Consider the following 18,209-nt stretch of genomic DNA (forward strand, 5'->3'; position numbering starts at 1 on the left):
GATTTATTATCGAATTGTTTACAAGAACAACAAATGTTAATCTAAATTTCACAGAATTAACACTACTGAATGAATTAATGCAACAATACATTAAATCAACTCAAGTAGATAAACGTGACAACGAATTAAAGCTTAAGTTATCTAAAGCAATTTATAACGTTGCTCGTCAAGAATTCCGTGGAGACAAACGCAAGATTGATTATGATAACAAGAAAACTATTGATGACATTATGGCAGGTTGGGTTAATCAAAGTACAAAACAGCATGCCAAATGGCTTAATATTGATAAAAATGATGTTTGAATTTATACTTTTAAGGAAGATAACTAAGTTTGTGAACCTACTTCACAATAAGCAAATTCACAAGGAAGTTTGTGAAATTAATTAGTGACGTTTATAAATGTTGTTATATCAACGTTTGTGCGTCTACTTCGCTTAACATACATTATGTAAAGTAGAGATAAAAACACGCTATAAACGTTGTCATATCAGTGGTTATAGCGTGTTTTTATTTTGCTTAAATTTAGTTATTTTTAGCAGTTAAATTAGTCTACTGCTAATGATTATTCACAATCATAAAAAAAGGAGAAAAACATGATGAACTATGAAACACCTTTCGATCTAGCTGCATTTTTAAATGAAGATTTTGAAATTAATAGATATGATGAAGAAATACCTAATTATCGTTTCTCAGCAGAAAAAAAAGAAATACCAGATTACCGTATAACAAAAGAAGAAGGTGATGTTCATTGCCTTATAGAACTTAATCTAGGAGATAAACCAGTTGCTTCATTTTATGAAGATGGAACTTGGTCTATTTACAGTGGTATTTATTCTTGTGCCATAGGTGAGCTAAACGAGATATTTGGATTTATATACGAAACAGATATAAAGTGTTGGTTTAAAGATTAATTGATTTAAAGGGTAGCAAATAGCTAGCCTTTTTTTAGTACATAAAAACACGTGAAAGGAAGTGATATCCATGTCAGTTGAATACACGCCACCATCAGCTAAACAAATGTTTATTCTTAAGTGGTCGTTCGATCCAAAGTGGAAGAATAAGAATGCATTCATTGCTGATGGTTCTATTCGTACAGGTAAGACTATGTGGATGTCGCAGGCTTTCATTTATTGGGCTATGAGCCACTTTGACGGAATGGACTTTATCATTGCAGGTAAAACGATTGCGTCGCTAAAACGTAACGTTATTAAGCCACTGGAGAATTACTTACGTCCACGTGGTTATAACATCATTGAACGTCAATCAGATAACAAGATGATTATCAATTATGGTGGAGTGACAAATACATTCTATTGGTTCGGTGGTAAAGATGAATCAAGTCAAGACCTTGTACAAGGGTTAACAGCAGCAGGTTGTTACTTTGATGAGGTAGCTCTTATGCCAGAGTCATTTGTTAATCAAGCTACTGGTCGTTGTTTGTCAGTTGAAGGACATAAGTATTGGTTCAACTGTAACCCATCTAATCCTTATCACTGGTTTAAACGTCATTGGATTGATGATCTAAAAAGTAAAAAGGCTATTAGGCTACGTTTTAGCATGAACGACAACCCGATATTAACTCAACAGATGATAGACGATGCATCTGCAATGTACTCAGGAGCGTTCTACAAGCGTTTTATTTTAGGCGAATGGGTATCAGCTGATGGACTTGTTTATAGTAACTTCGATGAAGAAACTATGATAAGGGATGTTCCAGACGGAGTAAGCATTACAACGTATATCGTTAGCGCCGATTATGGTATATATCATCCAATGGTATTCATATTATGGGGCAAAGGTACAGACGGTATTTGGTACGCCTTAGACACGTATTATTACGATGGTGAAGAACATCAATTACAAAAGACTGATGAACAATATGTTGATGATTTTGTTCACTTCCTGCATGGTATTAATCCTCAAGGAATAATCATGGACCCGTCAGCAAGTTCAATGATTAAATCATTGCAAATGCGTGGATATAAAGTTGTTAAAGCAAATAATGATGTTAACAATGGTATCCGTGTAACTCAACTGCGTATGGATGATGGTTCTATTAAGTTTACGAACAAAATGCAACCATTGTTCAAAGAGTTAAAAACGTACTCATGGGATGATAAAGCCGCTGAAAAAGGTAAAGACCAAGTAATTAAAAAGTTCGATCATGAATGTGATGCAATGAGGTATTTTTGCATGAAAGTATTAAGACCAAAAGATGATAAAACAAATGGAGTACAAATGTACAAAGACTTTTAAAGGAGGTAAACAATGGAAACTATCAACGGTAAACTTGTTAAGAATTTACAAGACTATATTTTAACTGGTCAAACATTCCAAAGTGGTTCTAATGCATTTGGAATGACCGATAATGATGACCAGATTGTTGCTGATGGCGGGAATGTTTATATTGATGACAGTGATGTTTATCATACAACGTTAACTAAAGAGCAATTGCTTGCTGACCCAAGCATTATTGAAAACATTGCTAATTATCATGAAGAAAACATTGTTCCTAAATATCGTATTAAACGAGATTATTACAAGGGACGTCATCATACAATTATGCAAAAGCCAGATACACCACTTGGCAAACCAGATAATCGTTTGATTGTTAACTTACCTAAGAAATTAACTGATACATTCAATGGTTTCTTTATTGGTGATCCAATTCAAATTAGGTATGTAGATAACACAAATCAAGATGAATCTGATAAGACCAACGAAGATATTTCTAATTGGATGAATGATGTTAACTTCACAGATAAGGCGAGTGAGTATGCTAAGACCGCAGATATTTATGGCAGGGCATACTTTAGAGCGTTTGATACTGCTGATTCAATTGATATAGCCGTATTAAGTCCTAGAGATACATTGATTGTCTACGACAACACACCATTAAATAACCCAGTAATTGCTATTAATTATTCTACTAATGGAATTAATAATGATATCTGGGTTATGGATGACGTAGCAGATTATCACTTCAGTGGTACAAAAGGGAATTTAACTATGGTTAATGTTCAAGAAACCGAGGAAGGACAACCAAACATTCTTAATCAAGAGAATATTCATTCATTTGAAGGATTTCCAGTATTTGAATTACCCGAAAATGATGAACGTGTTGGTATCTTTGACAACGTCTTAAGTCTGATTGATGCTGCTGATGAAATCTTATCTAGCAAAGCAAACGACATCAATTCAATCTCAAACGGTATCTTGGTTGTAACTGGAGCAAAGCTTACTGATGACCAAATTACAAATGTTAAGACAATGCACGTACTAAATCTATTTAAAGATGAATCTGATGCATTATCTGATGACAAACAAGAAACACCTAATGCTTATTATGTAACGCCAGATATTAATGACGACATGCAAGAACATATGCTTGATAGAACAATCGAACAAGTATATCAAAATGCTCAAGTTGTTAATATGAATGATAGCAAGTTCGGTGAATCTGCTAGTGCTATTAGTGGTATTGCATTGAAACAACGTTATCAAGATATGATGAGTAAAGCAGAAACAAAGGCATCTAAGATGGATAGCAGTTTAAGAGCATTGTTCAGTTGCTTATTTAGTAAGTTAAAGGTTAATGCCAACGTTCAAAACATTGAGTTTAACCATAAACAATCAATTCCTAAGAACGTTCTTGAAGAAGCTCAAACAGTTCAAGCATTAGATGGACAAGTAACTAATGAAACTAAGCTATCAGCATTATCATTAGTAAAGGACACTCATGCAGAAGTACAAAACTGGTTGAACGAACAAGAACAAGGCGTTCAAAATGTTAAAGACATTGTAAATAATGCAATTAAGAACGCAGGTTCTGATAATAATGGTGGTGACAGTGATGATAACTCAAACAACAGTGAAGAAACGGATTAATCAGTTAGTTGATCAAGATAATTCGGACGAAAAACATTTCGATGCATATTATGATGCTGCATTGTTGTTCATTCGTGACCACTTAACTCAGTTCTATAATCATTATGCTAAAGAGAACAATCTAAGCATTGCTGAGACACGTTCTATGGTTGATAAATGGGGTATTAATCAATGGAAACAAGCTATCTTGCAGTGTGATGCGTCTAACTGGGGCAATAATGCCACTGATAGAGTCAAAGCTTACACTTCATTAGCTTATCAACGTAGATATCAATTAATGTTTGCATTAATTGGTTTAGGCATTGTTGATATGACCGCTAAAATTGAAAATTTTGCTAAAAGCAATTTAGCTAATGACATAGCAAGTCAAACTAAATGGTTAAACAGCACAATGAAACTCAAATTTAATCAAGCAAATGTACAAACTATTGTTAACAATAGTGAAAATGCATCTATATGGTCTGATAGATTATGGATTAATACTGATGACCTTGCTAGCGATGTTCAGAAACTAGTTAGCAAACATCTAAGGCAAGGGATGACATTAGATGATTTAAATAAAACATTGTCAAAGCATGTTAATACAAAGCAGTTTAAACCTAATCAAAACATTTCTGATCGTATTAATATTGCAGAATTCAATGCAAGAAGATTAGTGCAGACAGAAAGTTCACGTGTTATTAACCAAGTTAATCTAACTACATTTAAACAGCTAGGTGGTAAACAAGTTGATGTCGTTAATCAACCAGGAGCATGTAATAAATGTGCAAGTGTTGCTGACAATGGACCATATGATATTTCAGATGTTCCAGATATTCCAGGTGATACACATCCATTTTGTAGATGTTTCTATGTAATGGTTAATCTTTTAAATAAAGTAACAAGTTAAGTCTTAACAATCGTTAAGGCTTTTTATTTTACCTATTTTTACGACCAAGCATTGAAGTCGTCATAAAAGCTATGGATAGGTGCAAGCATTGATTCACCATTAAAAGCTATGGAAGGGAGTTTTTATTATGTTAAATAAGCATACTTTACCTATGCGACTACAATTCTTTGCTGACGAAGGAGGAGAAGGTGAACCTAAAGAAATTCCGGCAGAATACAACGACCTTGTTAATTCAATTGTCAAGAAATCAAATGCCAAGTATCTAAAGCAAATTGATTCTTTGAATGCAACCATTGATTCTAACAAAACAAAAGTTGATTCATTATCTGCAGAAGTTGAAAAACTAAAGACAAATGGTATGGGGGATGATGAAAAGCAATCATACCAAATGAAGAAACTTCAAGATGAATTAAATGGTTTGAAAGAAAAGAACAAGTCTTTAAATTCTGAATTAATTACAGGACAAATTAGAAACAAGGTTTTAAAGCGTTCTAACGAAGATAAGTTGAACCTAACTGATGATCAACTTTCATTAATTGTTTCTGATAACGAAGATGAAACATTTAAGAAATACGACCAATTGAAGTCAATCGTTGACGCATCAATTAGCTCAATCAAACAAAAGGTTCAAGTTCCTAATACCACAAGTCACTTAGATGACAGTCAAAAGACAAAAGAACTTGTGGACACTTTTAAAGGCTCAAAGTTTAGTTTGAAAGACATTAAATAATTAGGAGGCATATATTATGCAATTTAGAGACATTTTAAGTCCAGATGACGCAATCCTTGTTAAAGAAGACCAAGCGGTTGCATTTACCGTTGCTGTTGATGACCCATCTGCTCAAGCAGACACTGACGGCAACAAATTTATCGAAGCGGGTACATGGTTAACTGCATCTACTGATGTATTACTTGGCGACCGCAAGCAAGTTATGACACCAACTACTGACGCAAGCAAGGCACAAGGTGTTCTATTGCACCGTGCAAACGTAAATAACGGTCAAGTAGACGGTGCTTTAGTTGTTGCAGGTGTTATTAACCGTGCAATGATTGAAACTGCCACAAAGGCAAAATACTACAGTGACGACCAAGTACACAACTTAGTTAAGTCATTACCAAAAATTACTGTAATCGATAGATAGGAGAGATATAAATGCCAACAGAACTACAAAACATTGCAAGCCCACAAGCAGTTGCTGCTGTATGGAACACAAATGTAAACGAACAACCAACTTACCTATACCAAGTACTTCTAGATGATGAAGTTGTTAACGGTACTGCTGTTAACGTTGTATTTGGTAAAAATGATGGTCTATCAGTGCTAGATATGGTTACTGAAGACGCAAGTTCAACTAGAATGAAGAATCAAGGATTCCGTGAAGCTACTTACAAGCTAAACCAATTCAAGAAACACATGTTAGTTGATGAACGTACAAGACGTGCGGTTAACGACGCATTAGCTCGTGCAACTTCACAATACGAACAACAAGCAGTCGTACGTACACAATTACAAGACGCACTTAAGTTATTTAACAATGCAAGTGTTACTCGTGAATACCTATTTACTGAAGGTCTAGTAAACGGAAAGATTGACTTCAGCAAATATCCAAATGCATCATCAAATGAAATTGTTGATTTCTTCTACTCACAAGACCAATTTACAACTGTTGATAAGGACTGGGGAACAAAAGACTCAACTCCTACAGATGATGTAAATGTATTTACTCAAAACTTAAGCAACAAATTAGGTGTTGGATTTAACACTGCAATCATGAACCAAATGACTTACAACAAGTTAATTCATTCAGGACAAATCACTAATACATTAGGTCTTGGAACTAATTCAAATAACGTTGCTACATCAAACGCTCAAGCTGAATCAATCTTCAAAGATGCAACTGGATTAGACATCATGGTTTACGACAAATCAGTTGGTGGTAAGAAATTCATTCCAGACGGCAAGGTTGTACTTGTACCTTCTGAAAAGATTGGTTCAATGGCTCACACTGAAACTCAAGAACAAATGGGATTAGCAGGTAATGCAGGTTACGACGTAGCAACAACTACTGACGGCATTACTGTTACAACATCTGTAATTGATGACCCAGTGGGTGTTAAGTACCAAGTTTCAGAAGTATTCCTACCATTAATCAAGGCATCAAACAACGTTGGTGTTATGACTGTTTTAACTGGTAACGATAACGGTGCTAAGGATGTTACTCCTGCATCAACTACAACTGATAACTCAGCAAGTAACTCAACTGATAGCAAAGGTGGTAAATAATAATGAAATACACAGTACAAGCAAATGATGAAGAATATGCAGTTGCTACTAAGTACGGTGTTTCAGTTGGTAATCTACGTAAAGCAAACGAAAAGATACCTCAACCATACTTGGTTGAAGGTCGTGTAATTGAAGTGCCAACAGATGCACCAACTACTTCAACTAGTTACGCATCAAATTATTCATCAACAAGTTACACAAACAAAACTGATAGCAAAGTAGATGACGATAAAGAATAAAGGTGATTTATATGGATGAAGACATCAAGAAAGCTGTTAGCGATAATTTAAAAACTAATTATTCGCAATTGTTTGATGATCCGAATGCAACTAATCAATTAGATTTCTTTATTCAAAGAGCAAATATTAAAGTTAGTAAATATAATGTGTTGAATAAAGATAATAAGATTATGCTGTTAACTCTTTATACTGCTTATTTAATTAAATCAAACCAAGAATCTGATGGTATTGCTACTACAATCAAAGCGGATGTATTCCAAGTAGGAATGTCTGCTAATGAAAATGGTAGCAAAGCTTATTTAAATGACTTTATAAGTCTATTAAACGACCTACATTTAGGTGGTTGGAGTGTTAAAACATTTTGAGTTATGACTTTGATTATTTAACTCAGGGCATTAAAGAGGTTGAAAACTTAAATAAGCATCGTGTTTTTGTTGGGTCATTACTTGCTACTGGCAATCGTACGGTTGAATATAATCAAATGATTGCAGAAGTGCAAAACAATGGTGCTGTTATTCATCCAGTAACAAGACAATGGTTAACAATACCTATGCCAGTTGCTGGGAAACGTACTGCTAGAGAAATTAATGGTTTGTTTTGGCATGTTGCTAAATCAGGGCAAAAAACACTTGCAAAAGTTGAGAATGGGAAATTGGTAGTTTACTTCTTATTAACAAAAGAAGTTAAATTACCTGCTAGACCATTTATTGACGTAACAGCCTCTAAAAACGTTAACAAAATAGCAAATATTGTTGCTAATGGCGTTGTAGATATATATCTGCATAAAACAACAGCGGGACAAATATTCGACAAAATTGGTAAATTTTTAAGCATAGAAATGAAACGTGAAATGGTTGCAACTAATGAACCAATGAATGCAAAGATTACACAGAACAATAAAGGATTTAATAATCCTTTACTTGATACTGGTGCTTTGCAACGTTCGATAACATGGGTGGTGATTTAATGGACGCAGTAGCAAAGAGAACATTTAATACAGCCTTAAATAGACTGTATAGGATATTTAAAGTTGAATTAGCATACAAGACAACTCAAGAAGTTGAAAGCTCATCTGATGATGGTTTTGGCGATATTGGGAATAACTATGCTGAAAGTGATTGGGTGACAGTATGTGAACCAATTATTCCAACTGGGACTTCCGCTTCTAGTTCATTAGGTAATACATTGAACATGTTATCTGGTGGTTCAGTTGAAAACTTTTCATATGAGTGGATATCTAAAATAGATTTACCTTTAAAGACACGAGTTAAATATAAAGATAAGCAGTTATCAATTGCAAAGAAGTCTGACTATAGCGATATAGCAGGCTTTTTTGTTTACCAACTACAAGATAGGAGTGATCACAATGGCTAGAAATATCTATCAAGCTAAAACGTTTGATTGGTCTGGTTTATATGGACAAATAAGACATTTGATTGAAGATATTACTGGCTTGGACGGCAAACACGTCATTATGGATTACACCAGTAATGAATTGCCCAGTTATCCATACGTGACCATTTCATCTGTAAACAAAACAGCAGAAGTTGCTAATGGTTTGCATTCACGTGAAAAAGAAATTGCAGACTATCTTATTCAAATCACATGTTATTCAGATAACGGGAATGAAACATTAATGATGGCAGACGACATTGCCACGTTATTGTTTGACCCGCAATATAAATCTACTTTTCATCAGTATGGTGCAGTTTTAAAAGAATGTGACTATACCTCTGGCTCTACAAATGATTTTGCAGGGCTTTTTAACGTATCAGCACGTTCATTATCAATGAAATTAACACTATATCGTAACTATCAATCAAAAATTGAAAAAATTAACAGTTTAGATTGACTAAACAAACAATAGGAGGCTATTAAATTGGCAAGAGTACAAACATTATCTCCAATTCAAATTGTAACTAATTATGAACGCCCTGTTTTCGATCCAGGAATGGCAGGAGTAATGCTGTTAGTTGCAGGGAATGCGGAAACATTCCAATCATACACATCAATTCAATCAGTAATTAATGATTACCAACCTGGTACAGCAGTCTATGACCAAGCTGATGCTTACTTTGATAATGCAAATTCAACCTTGTTCCAAGTTTTGACCTATAAACAAGGTGATACAACATCATTAACTAACCAACTTACTAAATACTACTATGCGGGTGCTCAATACTTCTTGTTCCACTCTGTAGTAGACACACTATCAGGCAGTGACGTTAATAATGTACAAACTGCAGTATCAACAATTGCCAACTTCGTTGAACAACAAGACAACAAGGAAGTAGTTTTTGATTTTGCTTATTCTGATGAAAGCAAACTAGCTGACTTCGTTAAAGCGACAAACATTGCAGGTAACAAAGCAACATTTGTAGTTGCTAAACCATTAGTAAATGGCAAAGATGAATACTTTGGTGCTCACTTCTTAGCTGATTACGCAAATGCAAAGCTTGGTAAGTCAGCAACATTCGTTAACCAATTAAACGGTGTTACACCACAAGATAAGTATGAATTTGGCGTTTCTGACGTTGAAAAATACTTCAAACCAAATCACATTGCAACATATGCTTACCGTGCTGGTACACCAATGTTAACTTTAGGTGTTACTCAATCTGGTGACCAACTACAAGCAATTGTTATCCGTGATGCAATTACTAAACGTGTATCAGCAAGCCTAAACAACTTGTTCCTACAAAACGAAGGTCGCATCACATATGACGATGCGGGTATCTCATTATTCAACTCAACTATCTATGCAGAATTGAAAGATTTTGCTGACAAAGATTACATCGATCCTAACTTCACTATTACAGCAGTTAAGGCATCAGATGTTTCAGATAGCAAGAAGGCTTCAGGTGTATTAACTGGTATGAGTTACAAATATCGTCCAATTAACACAATTGATTCAGCAACACTAAGTCAAACTGTGGTTCTTCCACAAGTCGAAGGATAGGGGGAAATATAATGGCAAGTTTAAGTTCAGTAGCTACAGATAAGAAGTGGGATGTTAACGATATTGTTATCTCAATTGATGGTATCGTACCTGATATTTATGCATCAGGTGATGTGTTTACACTTGAATATGACCAAGACCACATTACTATTTCATCTGATGTTTATGGTAATGGTATTCGTATCATTAACCACAATGGCCAAGCTACATTAACAGTTAACGTATCTCGTTTATCAAACATTTACGCAAAGATGATGGCAGCTGACCAAGCATACTATGATGCTCAACACACCATCACTATTACAACACCAGTAGAACGTATTACTACTACAACAGCTTCTATTCAAAAGAAGCCAAATATCTCTGCAGGTAACGAAGCACCAAACGCATCAATTGCATTCAAGTGCATTAATGCAGATGCTTCAGCAGTTTAATCTTAATTAAAAAATAAGGGGAAATTATCATGGCAGAATTCTTAAATTCAGAAAGTTCAGAAATTCAATCAAGTTCAGCAGAAGTACAATCATCTGCTGTTGCAGAAAGTGCGGTTGCATCAAGTTCAGCATCTACTGATGTTGATACTTCACACATGCCTTTGGAAAAACGCACAAAGGTAACTGATGTTGATAGCCGTACTCGTGATTTAGAAATCACTGAAAAAGACGGAACAAAGATTAAAGTTCAAATCACATCACCTTCACTTCGTGATGCAGAAACTATTGACGCTAAGCGTTCAGTAGTTGTTGAAGAAGATGGAGAAACTTCAATTGTTCTAACACCTGCTAAGTTCCACGAAGCATTATTTAAGATGTTCAACAACAACTCATTACTAATCAACGACAAGGTTACTGATGATGTAATTGGTTGGGACTTCTTTGAACAACATGCAAAGGAAACTTACCACTGGTTCATGGATCAAGCTGAAACGTTTCTTACAGATTAGTTTAAAGACTTTATCTGAAAGAGCCATAAAGTTCTACATCAATCATGACAGTAATGCCAATATTATGTGGAATGCATTTATTAATGGAGCAACTACTATTGATGCTGAAAAGATATCAAATATGAATGCTCCAGAGTTGTCTGTGTTTGTATATGCAATGAAAAAGAGAATTGAAAGTCAAAGAAATCTATATAGCAGTATGTTAGGAGGTGTTTAGATGGCTGATGTATCAAGAAGAGCGACAATTGAGATTCCGGTTAAGGTAGACCAGAAAGCAATTGATTCTTTTAATAAAGCACTAACTAAGATGACCAAGTCTGGCGGTAATGTTCAAAAGACAATGAATGGTTTATCAAAACAACTTGATAGCTTTACAAAATCATCATCTGATTTTGCTAAGAACTACAAAAGTACATTTGATAAAGTTAGCGAATCGAATAAACAAGCACTTGAATCAAGCAGAAAGTTTACCAATCAAGCAGTATCTGGGAATAACAGAGTTACCAAGTCGATTGAAAAGATGAAAGCGATTGATGATAGTGCAACGAAATCATCAACATCTAACACCAACACACGTACTGATAACAATAATAGATTATCTAGATCACAATCTAAGTTAACTCAAACAGCAAGCTTATCAGTAGCAAAATTTAAGCGTTTAAATGACGTTGGAGATAAGTTCTTAACAATTGGTAAATCAATGAGTCTTGTAACGCTGGGACTTGGAGGAGCATTTATCAGTGGTGCTAAAAAAGCAGTTTCATTACAAAATGAATATGTAAAAATTAAGAACTTAGCTGTTACTGGTGGTGAAGCACAAGTTGAAGCTCAACGTAACGTTAATAAGATGCGTAAACTTGGTACTGATTTATCATTGCAATATGGTGTATCACAAGAAAAGATTGGTGCAGGATATGAAGAATTGATTAGACGTGGTTATTCAACTAACCAAACTCTAGCAACTCAAAAACAATTCCTACAAGCGTCAATTGCTTCTGGTGATGACTATACAGATGTTGTTCATAATGCCACTGCTGCTATTGAATCATTTGGTCTAAAGACTAATAATTCAAATCAAATGGCGGCTAATACTAAAACGGTATTAAACCAAATGGCATATGCTGCTGATTTAACTGCTACTGACTTTAGTGGAATGGGTGAAGCACTTAAATACGTTGGTGCAACAGCTCATAATGCTAATCAATCAATTGCTGAAACATCTAGTGCAATTGGTATCCTAAGTAATAATGGTATCGATGCGAGCCAAGCAGGTACTGGATTAAGACAGGTATTAAGTAGATTGGTTGCTCCTAAAAAGGGAGCATCTCAAAACGTGTTAAAGCAACTCGGATTATCTGCACAAGATTTTAGGGATGCTAAAGGAAACTTATTACCATTGCAAGATGTATTTAGTAAATTGAATGACAAGATGAAAGGAATGTCTAGTACAGATAGAGGTGCTATTTTTAATGCATTGTTCGGACAAACTGGACAACAAGCAGCAACCATCTTGTCAAACAATGTTAAGCAGTTAAAAGAGTTAAATGGACAAGTTGAGAAATCACAAAACCAGAATCATGGTAAGGGATATATAGCTGAATTATCTGCCAAGAATGCTCAAACTGCTCAAGTTCAAATGAACAAGTTTAAAGAAGCAATGAGTCAGTTAAATATAACCTTTGCAAATGAATTATTACCAACGTTCACTAAAGTTGCTAATGGAATGAGTAATTTGATTGCTAAATTAGCTGCTGCACCAGGATGGTTAAAGAAAATCGTTGCATATGGAACGGTGTTCGTAGCAGGAGTTGCACCTATTTCATTTATCATTGGATCACTTACAAAGGGTTTCGGAGCTATTGGATTAGCAATTGGGAAACTACGTAAGATGTTCACTGAACCTGTTTCTAAAACTATGGGTAATTCTATGGTTCAAGAATCAGGAAAGATGAGAACTGCTAGTGAAATTGCAGGTTCTGGTAATTCATCAAGTGGATTAGGTGATGGCTTACAAATGTCACGAGTTGAACGTAATGGTAGAAATATCAGTAAGATGACTAAATTTAAGTCAATTTTCGGAGGCGTTGAAAAGACAGGAACTCGATTTGGTAAGGTTGGTAGCTTTGCAAAAATTGGTGGTACCGTTGCTCAAGACGCCACAAGAGTTGGAAGATTTGGTGGATTAACTCGTGGATTAGGAATGTTAGGTTCGAAAATACCATATCTAGATATTGCTGTTGCAGGTAGTCAGTTAATTGGTATGAACCATAAGAATGCGGGATCTAAAATTGGTTCAGCGGGTGGAATGCTCGGTGGAACACTTGGAGGTTCAGCATTAGGTGCTTCTATTGGTTCAGTTGTTCCAGGAATTGGAACTGCTGTCGGTGGATTTGCAGGTGGAGCTATTGGTGGTATTGCTGGTAGTTCTGCAGGTAAGTGGATTGGAAAGAAAATTCAAGCATCAATTCCTAACTTGAAAAAGTTGTTTCCAAAGGGAGCATTTAAACCATTTACTGGTGCATGGAATGCTGCTAAAAGTACTTTTAAATCAATTAAGAATACATTTAGCGGAACATTTAAAGCTATTAAAAAATCATTTAAGCCAGTTACTGATGGTTGGCATTATATGATGAAAGCTTTCCAATCAAAGCAAGGTAGAAAGAACATTCATAGTCTTGTAGGTGTATTCAAATATCTATATAACCAAGCAAAGCCAATCTTTAAGGGCTTGTCTTTTGTATTTAAAGCAGCAATGAGCATTATTAAGGCAGTTGCAAAAGGTGTAGGCGCATTCCTAAAGAGTCTATTCAAAGGTGTCTTTAAAGTTATCGGTAATGTATTTAAAGTATTTGCTGACGTCTTTACAGGTAATTGGAAACATTTAGGTAAAGACTTAAAAGGAATCGTTGGTGGTGTTGTTGATATTCTAAAAGCACCATTTAAAGGACTAGGCGCTTTCTTTGGAAGTATCTGGAAAGATATAAAGGGAGCATTTACATCTGGTTTAAATAGTGTAATTGGATTCTTAAATGGTGGAATTAAAGGTATTAACAAGTTGCTAAGCTATGTAGGAGGAAGTGGTCATACAATTCCAACTATTAAATTTGCTTCTGGAACTTCTGGTTCAAAGCAAATTACAAAAGGCACACATGCTATGTTAAATGATGGTCATGATAGCCCAGAAACTGGTAACAAAGAACTCGCAATTCTACCTAACGGGAAAGCATTTATACCACAACAACGTAACTGGACTGGTTGGTTACCTGCAGGAACTCAAATCTTAAATGCTAAGGAAACTAAAGCTTTTATGAATTCACAAGGCATTGAACACTATGCCAGTGGAGGTATTATTGGCGGAATTGAAAGTTTTACTAGTTCAGCAGGAAAGAAAGTTAAATCTTTTGCAGGCTCTGCAGTTAAGGTAGCTAAATCAATTGGTGGGAAAGTTGTTGATGATGCCGAGGCTATTGGTAACGCAATTGCTCATCCTATCAAAACTGTTATGAATATGTTTGGTGGCTTTACTAGTAAGATTCCAATCATCAGCGATTTTGGTGGAGGAATTATTAATAAAGCTAAGGATCTAATTGCTAGTTGGTTTAAAAAAGAAACTGACGATGGTGGTAGTTCTAACCCAGGTGGTTCTGGCGTACAAAGATGGAAACCATCCGTAATTAAAGCTTTAAGTGCTTTAGGATTGAGTACATCAGGCGATATGGTAAACAGGGTATTGAGACAAATCAATACAGAGTCTGGTGGTAATCCTAATGCAGTTGGTGGTACTGATGGACTAGCTGATGGTAGAGCAATGGGGTTAATGCAAGTTAAACCAGGAACTTTTGCAGCTTACGGTAATCCAGGATTAGGTGGTTGGAATAATGGATATGCATCTATTTATGCAGGTCTAAATTATGCCAGACACCGTTATGGAGATAGCTTAAGCTTCTTAGGTAATGGACATGGATATGCAAATGGTGGTTGGAGTTCTCAACCTGCTATATTTGGCGAATATCCAGGACAACCTGAAGTAGCAATTAATCCAAAACGCAAATCAGCAGATAGATTAATTATGGAGGCTATTAGTGCAAGAGCTAAGTCAGATGGAACATCACCATTTGCTAAGTTAATGCAAAGTAAATCTGAAAAGACTAAACGAAATGGATTAGTTTCAATGGCTAATTCATTGATTAGTAAGTCAAGTCGTGGATTACAACAGCCACAAATTAATATGAATGTTGAAATTAATATTAATGGTAATGCTGATTCAGCAACCATTAACCAATTACCAAGCAAGTTACAACAAGCTGTAGAGCAAGCTGTACAACGCATGGCACATAATGCACTTGGAAAAATATAGAAAAGAGCTAGTTTATTCTAGCTCTTTTCTTGTACATAAAAATAAATTAGGAGTGATATATATGACATTAGCTGAAAAGAAATTGAAAGAACAAATGGATAAACTAAACGCAAAAATTAAACATAGTAACTCACTTTTAAATAAATTAAAAAATAAAAAGCAAACTACTAAAGTAAAGAATTCTATCAGGATTCAACAAAAAAATATTCAAAATTATAAAAAGAAAATTGCATCATTAAAAGTGAACATGAAAAAAGCTAAATTTGATGAATTAAGAAGTAATACTCTAGAGAATATGCGAAAAAATCCAATGTTTTCAAATGACAAAGCTACTTTAATTCCTCAAAATCCTAATACAAATCAAAGCTATGTAATTTTATATATGAAAACAGCTAATGCTGATACTTCTCCACAAGTTAACACTAAAGCAGTTGAAAAAGGAATGAACCTATCAACAACAACTCAACAAGGGGCAAATACAATTTCATTTGAAGCAATAATTGGTGGCGGTGATATTGATCAGATGAATGAAGTTAAACGTGAAATTGGAAAATTAAGATATTGGTCTAATAATGGTGTTCCATTGATATTCCATTCAAATAATTATAATTCAGAAAGTGTACAAATCAGTGCATTTACGAACTCATATGAATTTACGGATACAGGAACAGGAATTAATTCAGCTAATGTATCAATCACTTTAACAGAAGCTCAGTTTTTTGATACAAATGTTAAAACAAAAAAAGGAACAACAAAATATGTAGGTCATAAAGGTAATAAGAAGGGAACAAAAAGCAGCAAGGCAACTAATAAACACAGATATGTAATTGCTAAGTCAGGTGTTACTTATGTATCAGTTGCAAGAAGTAAGAATGTTTCTTTAGAACATGTTAGAAAGCTAAACAAATATGCTGAAAAGGCTATACCAATTGGTGCAAAAATTTATTATTAGGAGGTAAGTAGATGGCAGTAAATGACTATATTGATATTAATTTAGATGATGTTCCAGTTCAATTTGATTACACCATTGATGGTATCGATTTTACTTTTTATCTTTACTACAACGAAATCAATGATAGTTACTACATTGATTTATTTGATGAGAATGGAATTCAAATTGTTAACGGAGAAAAACTAGTTTACGGTTATCCATTGTTCGGCTCAATTAATGATCCTCGATTACCTTTAATTAATATCGTTCCAATGGATGAACAAGGTAACGAAACTGAAGTTAGTAAGCTTAACTTTACAAATACAGTTCAATTATTCATAAAAGATACGGATGACGATGACACAGACGCAAATGCGGGCAATTCTAGCGATGAAGGTGATGATGATACCGTATCAGACAACACAGCGCACTCTGATATCAATGATTATGGAACAGATAAGTCAGTAGGTGATGAATAATGGAATTAGTACACTTCTATCAAAGGATAGAGTTAGATGATGAAGTTAGAATTGTATCAAGCTATTTGCAGGGTAAAAATGCTCAAATTGAAATAACTTATAACTTTAGTAATCAAGATGTTCCGTCTGATACTGATATTACAATTCATGGAATTTCTAAAAAGACTGCAAGCAAGTTTAAAGTGGGTTCAAATCTTTCCATTTATGCAGGGTTCTATAATGCTGACTTCACTGAAAATAACATAGCTCACTTATTAACTGCATCTATCACGACAGTAGATGCAATTAAATGGGAATCAGGAGATTGGTATTTGCATCTAACGATACAAGATGGAACAAAGGTTGATCCAAAGAAAGCGATTAAGGTAGCACAAAGCAAGCAAGTTAGAGCTAAGTCTACAAACAAATCATCAACATATCGTTCTCAAATGAGGAATTTTGAAAACAATGCAAAAAAGAGGCGTCAAGCATGGCTAAATGCTAATCCTAATGCTACAAGACATCAAAAACATTTGAACTACGTACAAATTCAAAATTCGATTAAGGCATATAGAACTCAACTAAAGGGAGCTCAAAGCAGAGCAACTGAAAAAGCAAATAAGCAAAAAGTATATAGGGTTAAAACTGTATATAAAAACATGAGTTTTAAGTCAGGAACAAAGGGCTCAACAATCATTAAGACGTTAGCTGATAAAGCTGGCATTAAGATTAGTGAAATGAAACTAGTCTATAACCACGTCTATTATTCTGGTTACACCGCTAAGAAGAAACCACTGTCATGTATCCAAGATATTGCTAAAGATTGTAAAACCGATATGTTCTATCAACACGGTAAATTAGTAATCAAGTCATTTGTAAGCAATAAACATTTGAATTACACGTGTGTACCTAAAACGGGGCTAATTACTTCACCTAGCTTATCAACAGATGAAGATAACAAGGATGTTTATGAAGCTACTATTCTATTCAATCCAATAATTACTACAGGAGTCATTTTTAGAATTGATGATAAATTTTCAGGATTTACAGATGATGTAATAGTCACTAATGGGAATGCCACATTAAGTAATTCAGATACACCAACAATGACTATTAATTTTAAAAAGTTATCACAATACAAAAAAGAACAAGCTAGTGAAATTAAGAAAGCAAAATCTGATGATGCTAAAGCAAAGGCTAAGTTAGATGCTAAACGAGTAAAACAAGCCAAAGCTAAACGAACTAACAGAAAGAAGTGATT

General features: G+C 34.7%; 20 protein-coding genes. All 20 read left to right on the forward strand.

What is annotated here, in order from left to right; all coding sequences use genetic code 11:
• Positions 1-77 precede the first annotated feature (77 nt).
• The gene (locus ACOMA7_RS00665; protein ID WP_421391369.1) at positions 78-302 is read left to right on the forward strand and encodes a hypothetical protein; all 225 of its coding nucleotides are present in this window, start codon (positions 78-80) and stop codon (positions 300-302) included.
• A 291-nt stretch (positions 303-593) separates the two neighbouring features.
• Positions 594-911, forward strand: a complete 318-nt coding sequence (locus ACOMA7_RS00670; protein ID WP_421391371.1) for a hypothetical protein — start codon at positions 594-596, stop codon at positions 909-911.
• 70 nt (positions 912-981) lie between these two features.
• On the forward strand, positions 982-2,256 hold the full coding sequence (locus ACOMA7_RS00675) for a PBSX family phage terminase large subunit (protein WP_421391373.1): 1,275 nt from the start codon (positions 982-984) through the stop codon (positions 2,254-2,256).
• A gap of 12 nt (positions 2,257-2,268) precedes the next feature.
• Positions 2,269-3,888, forward strand: a complete 1,620-nt coding sequence (locus ACOMA7_RS00680) for a phage portal protein (RefSeq protein ID WP_421391375.1) — start codon at positions 2,269-2,271, stop codon at positions 3,886-3,888.
• A complete protein-coding gene (locus ACOMA7_RS00685; RefSeq protein ID WP_421391377.1) occupies positions 3,854-4,777 on the forward strand; it encodes a hypothetical protein in 924 nt (307 codons plus the stop codon). Before ACOMA7_RS00680 ends, ACOMA7_RS00685 begins: the two co-directional genes overlap by 35 nt.
• A 127-nt stretch (positions 4,778-4,904) precedes the next feature.
• Entirely contained in the window at positions 4,905-5,507 is a 603-nt protein-coding gene (locus tag ACOMA7_RS00690) for a capsid assembly scaffolding protein Gp46 family protein (protein ID WP_421391379.1), read from the forward strand.
• Between the two features lie 16 nt (positions 5,508-5,523).
• Positions 5,524-5,919 carry a hypothetical protein gene (locus tag ACOMA7_RS00695; RefSeq protein WP_094750419.1) on the forward strand — a complete coding sequence of 132 codons (396 nt, stop codon included), beginning with the start codon at positions 5,524-5,526 and terminating at the stop codon, positions 5,917-5,919.
• An 11-nt stretch (positions 5,920-5,930) separates the two neighbouring features.
• Positions 5,931-7,061 carry a major capsid protein gene (locus ACOMA7_RS00700; RefSeq protein ID WP_421391382.1) on the forward strand — a complete coding sequence of 377 codons (1,131 nt, stop codon included), beginning with the start codon at positions 5,931-5,933 and terminating at the stop codon, positions 7,059-7,061.
• Between the two features lie 2 nt (positions 7,062-7,063).
• Positions 7,064-7,300 carry a LysM peptidoglycan-binding domain-containing protein gene (locus ACOMA7_RS00705; protein WP_421391384.1) on the forward strand — a complete coding sequence of 79 codons (237 nt, stop codon included), beginning with the start codon at positions 7,064-7,066 and terminating at the stop codon, positions 7,298-7,300.
• An 11-nt stretch (positions 7,301-7,311) separates the two neighbouring features.
• Positions 7,312-7,665 carry a hypothetical protein gene (locus ACOMA7_RS00710; protein ID WP_053795559.1) on the forward strand — a complete coding sequence of 118 codons (354 nt, stop codon included), beginning with the start codon at positions 7,312-7,314 and terminating at the stop codon, positions 7,663-7,665.
• Entirely contained in the window at positions 7,662-8,267 is a 606-nt protein-coding gene (locus ACOMA7_RS00715; protein WP_421391386.1) for a hypothetical protein, read from the forward strand. Before ACOMA7_RS00710 ends, ACOMA7_RS00715 begins: the two co-directional genes overlap by 4 nt.
• On the forward strand, positions 8,267-8,674 hold the full coding sequence (locus ACOMA7_RS00720) for a hypothetical protein (protein WP_263504939.1): 408 nt from the start codon (positions 8,267-8,269) through the stop codon (positions 8,672-8,674). The genes ACOMA7_RS00715 and ACOMA7_RS00720 overlap by 1 nt, the downstream gene beginning before the upstream one ends.
• Entirely contained in the window at positions 8,667-9,152 is a 486-nt protein-coding gene (locus tag ACOMA7_RS00725; RefSeq protein WP_421391389.1) for a phage neck terminator protein, read from the forward strand. Before ACOMA7_RS00720 ends, ACOMA7_RS00725 begins: the two co-directional genes overlap by 8 nt.
• 27 nt (positions 9,153-9,179) lie before the next feature.
• Positions 9,180-10,259 carry a hypothetical protein gene (locus ACOMA7_RS00730; protein WP_421391391.1) on the forward strand — a complete coding sequence of 360 codons (1,080 nt, stop codon included), beginning with the start codon at positions 9,180-9,182 and terminating at the stop codon, positions 10,257-10,259.
• Positions 10,260-10,270: 11 nt separating this feature from the next.
• Positions 10,271-10,693, forward strand: a complete 423-nt coding sequence (locus ACOMA7_RS00735; protein WP_057197999.1) for a PLP-dependent aminotransferase family protein — start codon at positions 10,271-10,273, stop codon at positions 10,691-10,693.
• A gap of 29 nt (positions 10,694-10,722) precedes the next feature.
• Positions 10,723-11,202, forward strand: a complete 480-nt coding sequence (locus ACOMA7_RS00740; RefSeq protein WP_263500544.1) for a hypothetical protein — start codon at positions 10,723-10,725, stop codon at positions 11,200-11,202.
• Between the two features lie 217 nt (positions 11,203-11,419).
• A complete protein-coding gene (locus ACOMA7_RS00745; RefSeq protein WP_421391393.1) occupies positions 11,420-15,559 on the forward strand; it encodes a phage tail tape measure protein in 4,140 nt (1,379 codons plus the stop codon).
• Positions 15,560-15,620: 61 nt separating this feature from the next.
• On the forward strand, positions 15,621-16,511 hold the full coding sequence (locus tag ACOMA7_RS00750; protein WP_421391395.1) for a hypothetical protein: 891 nt from the start codon (positions 15,621-15,623) through the stop codon (positions 16,509-16,511).
• An 11-nt stretch (positions 16,512-16,522) separates the two neighbouring features.
• Positions 16,523-16,969, forward strand: coding sequence for a phage baseplate plug family protein (locus tag ACOMA7_RS00755; RefSeq protein WP_421391397.1), 447 nt, complete (start codon positions 16,523-16,525; stop codon positions 16,967-16,969).
• On the forward strand, positions 16,969-18,207 hold the full coding sequence (locus ACOMA7_RS00760; protein WP_421391399.1) for a hypothetical protein: 1,239 nt from the start codon (positions 16,969-16,971) through the stop codon (positions 18,205-18,207). The genes ACOMA7_RS00755 and ACOMA7_RS00760 overlap by 1 nt, the downstream gene beginning before the upstream one ends.
• Positions 18,208-18,209: the final 2 nt, after the last annotated feature.

Origin of the sequence: Apilactobacillus intestinapis (assembly GCF_049166695.1) — a bacterium.
Taxonomy (GTDB): domain Bacteria; phylum Bacillota; class Bacilli; order Lactobacillales; family Lactobacillaceae; genus Apilactobacillus; species Apilactobacillus kunkeei_C.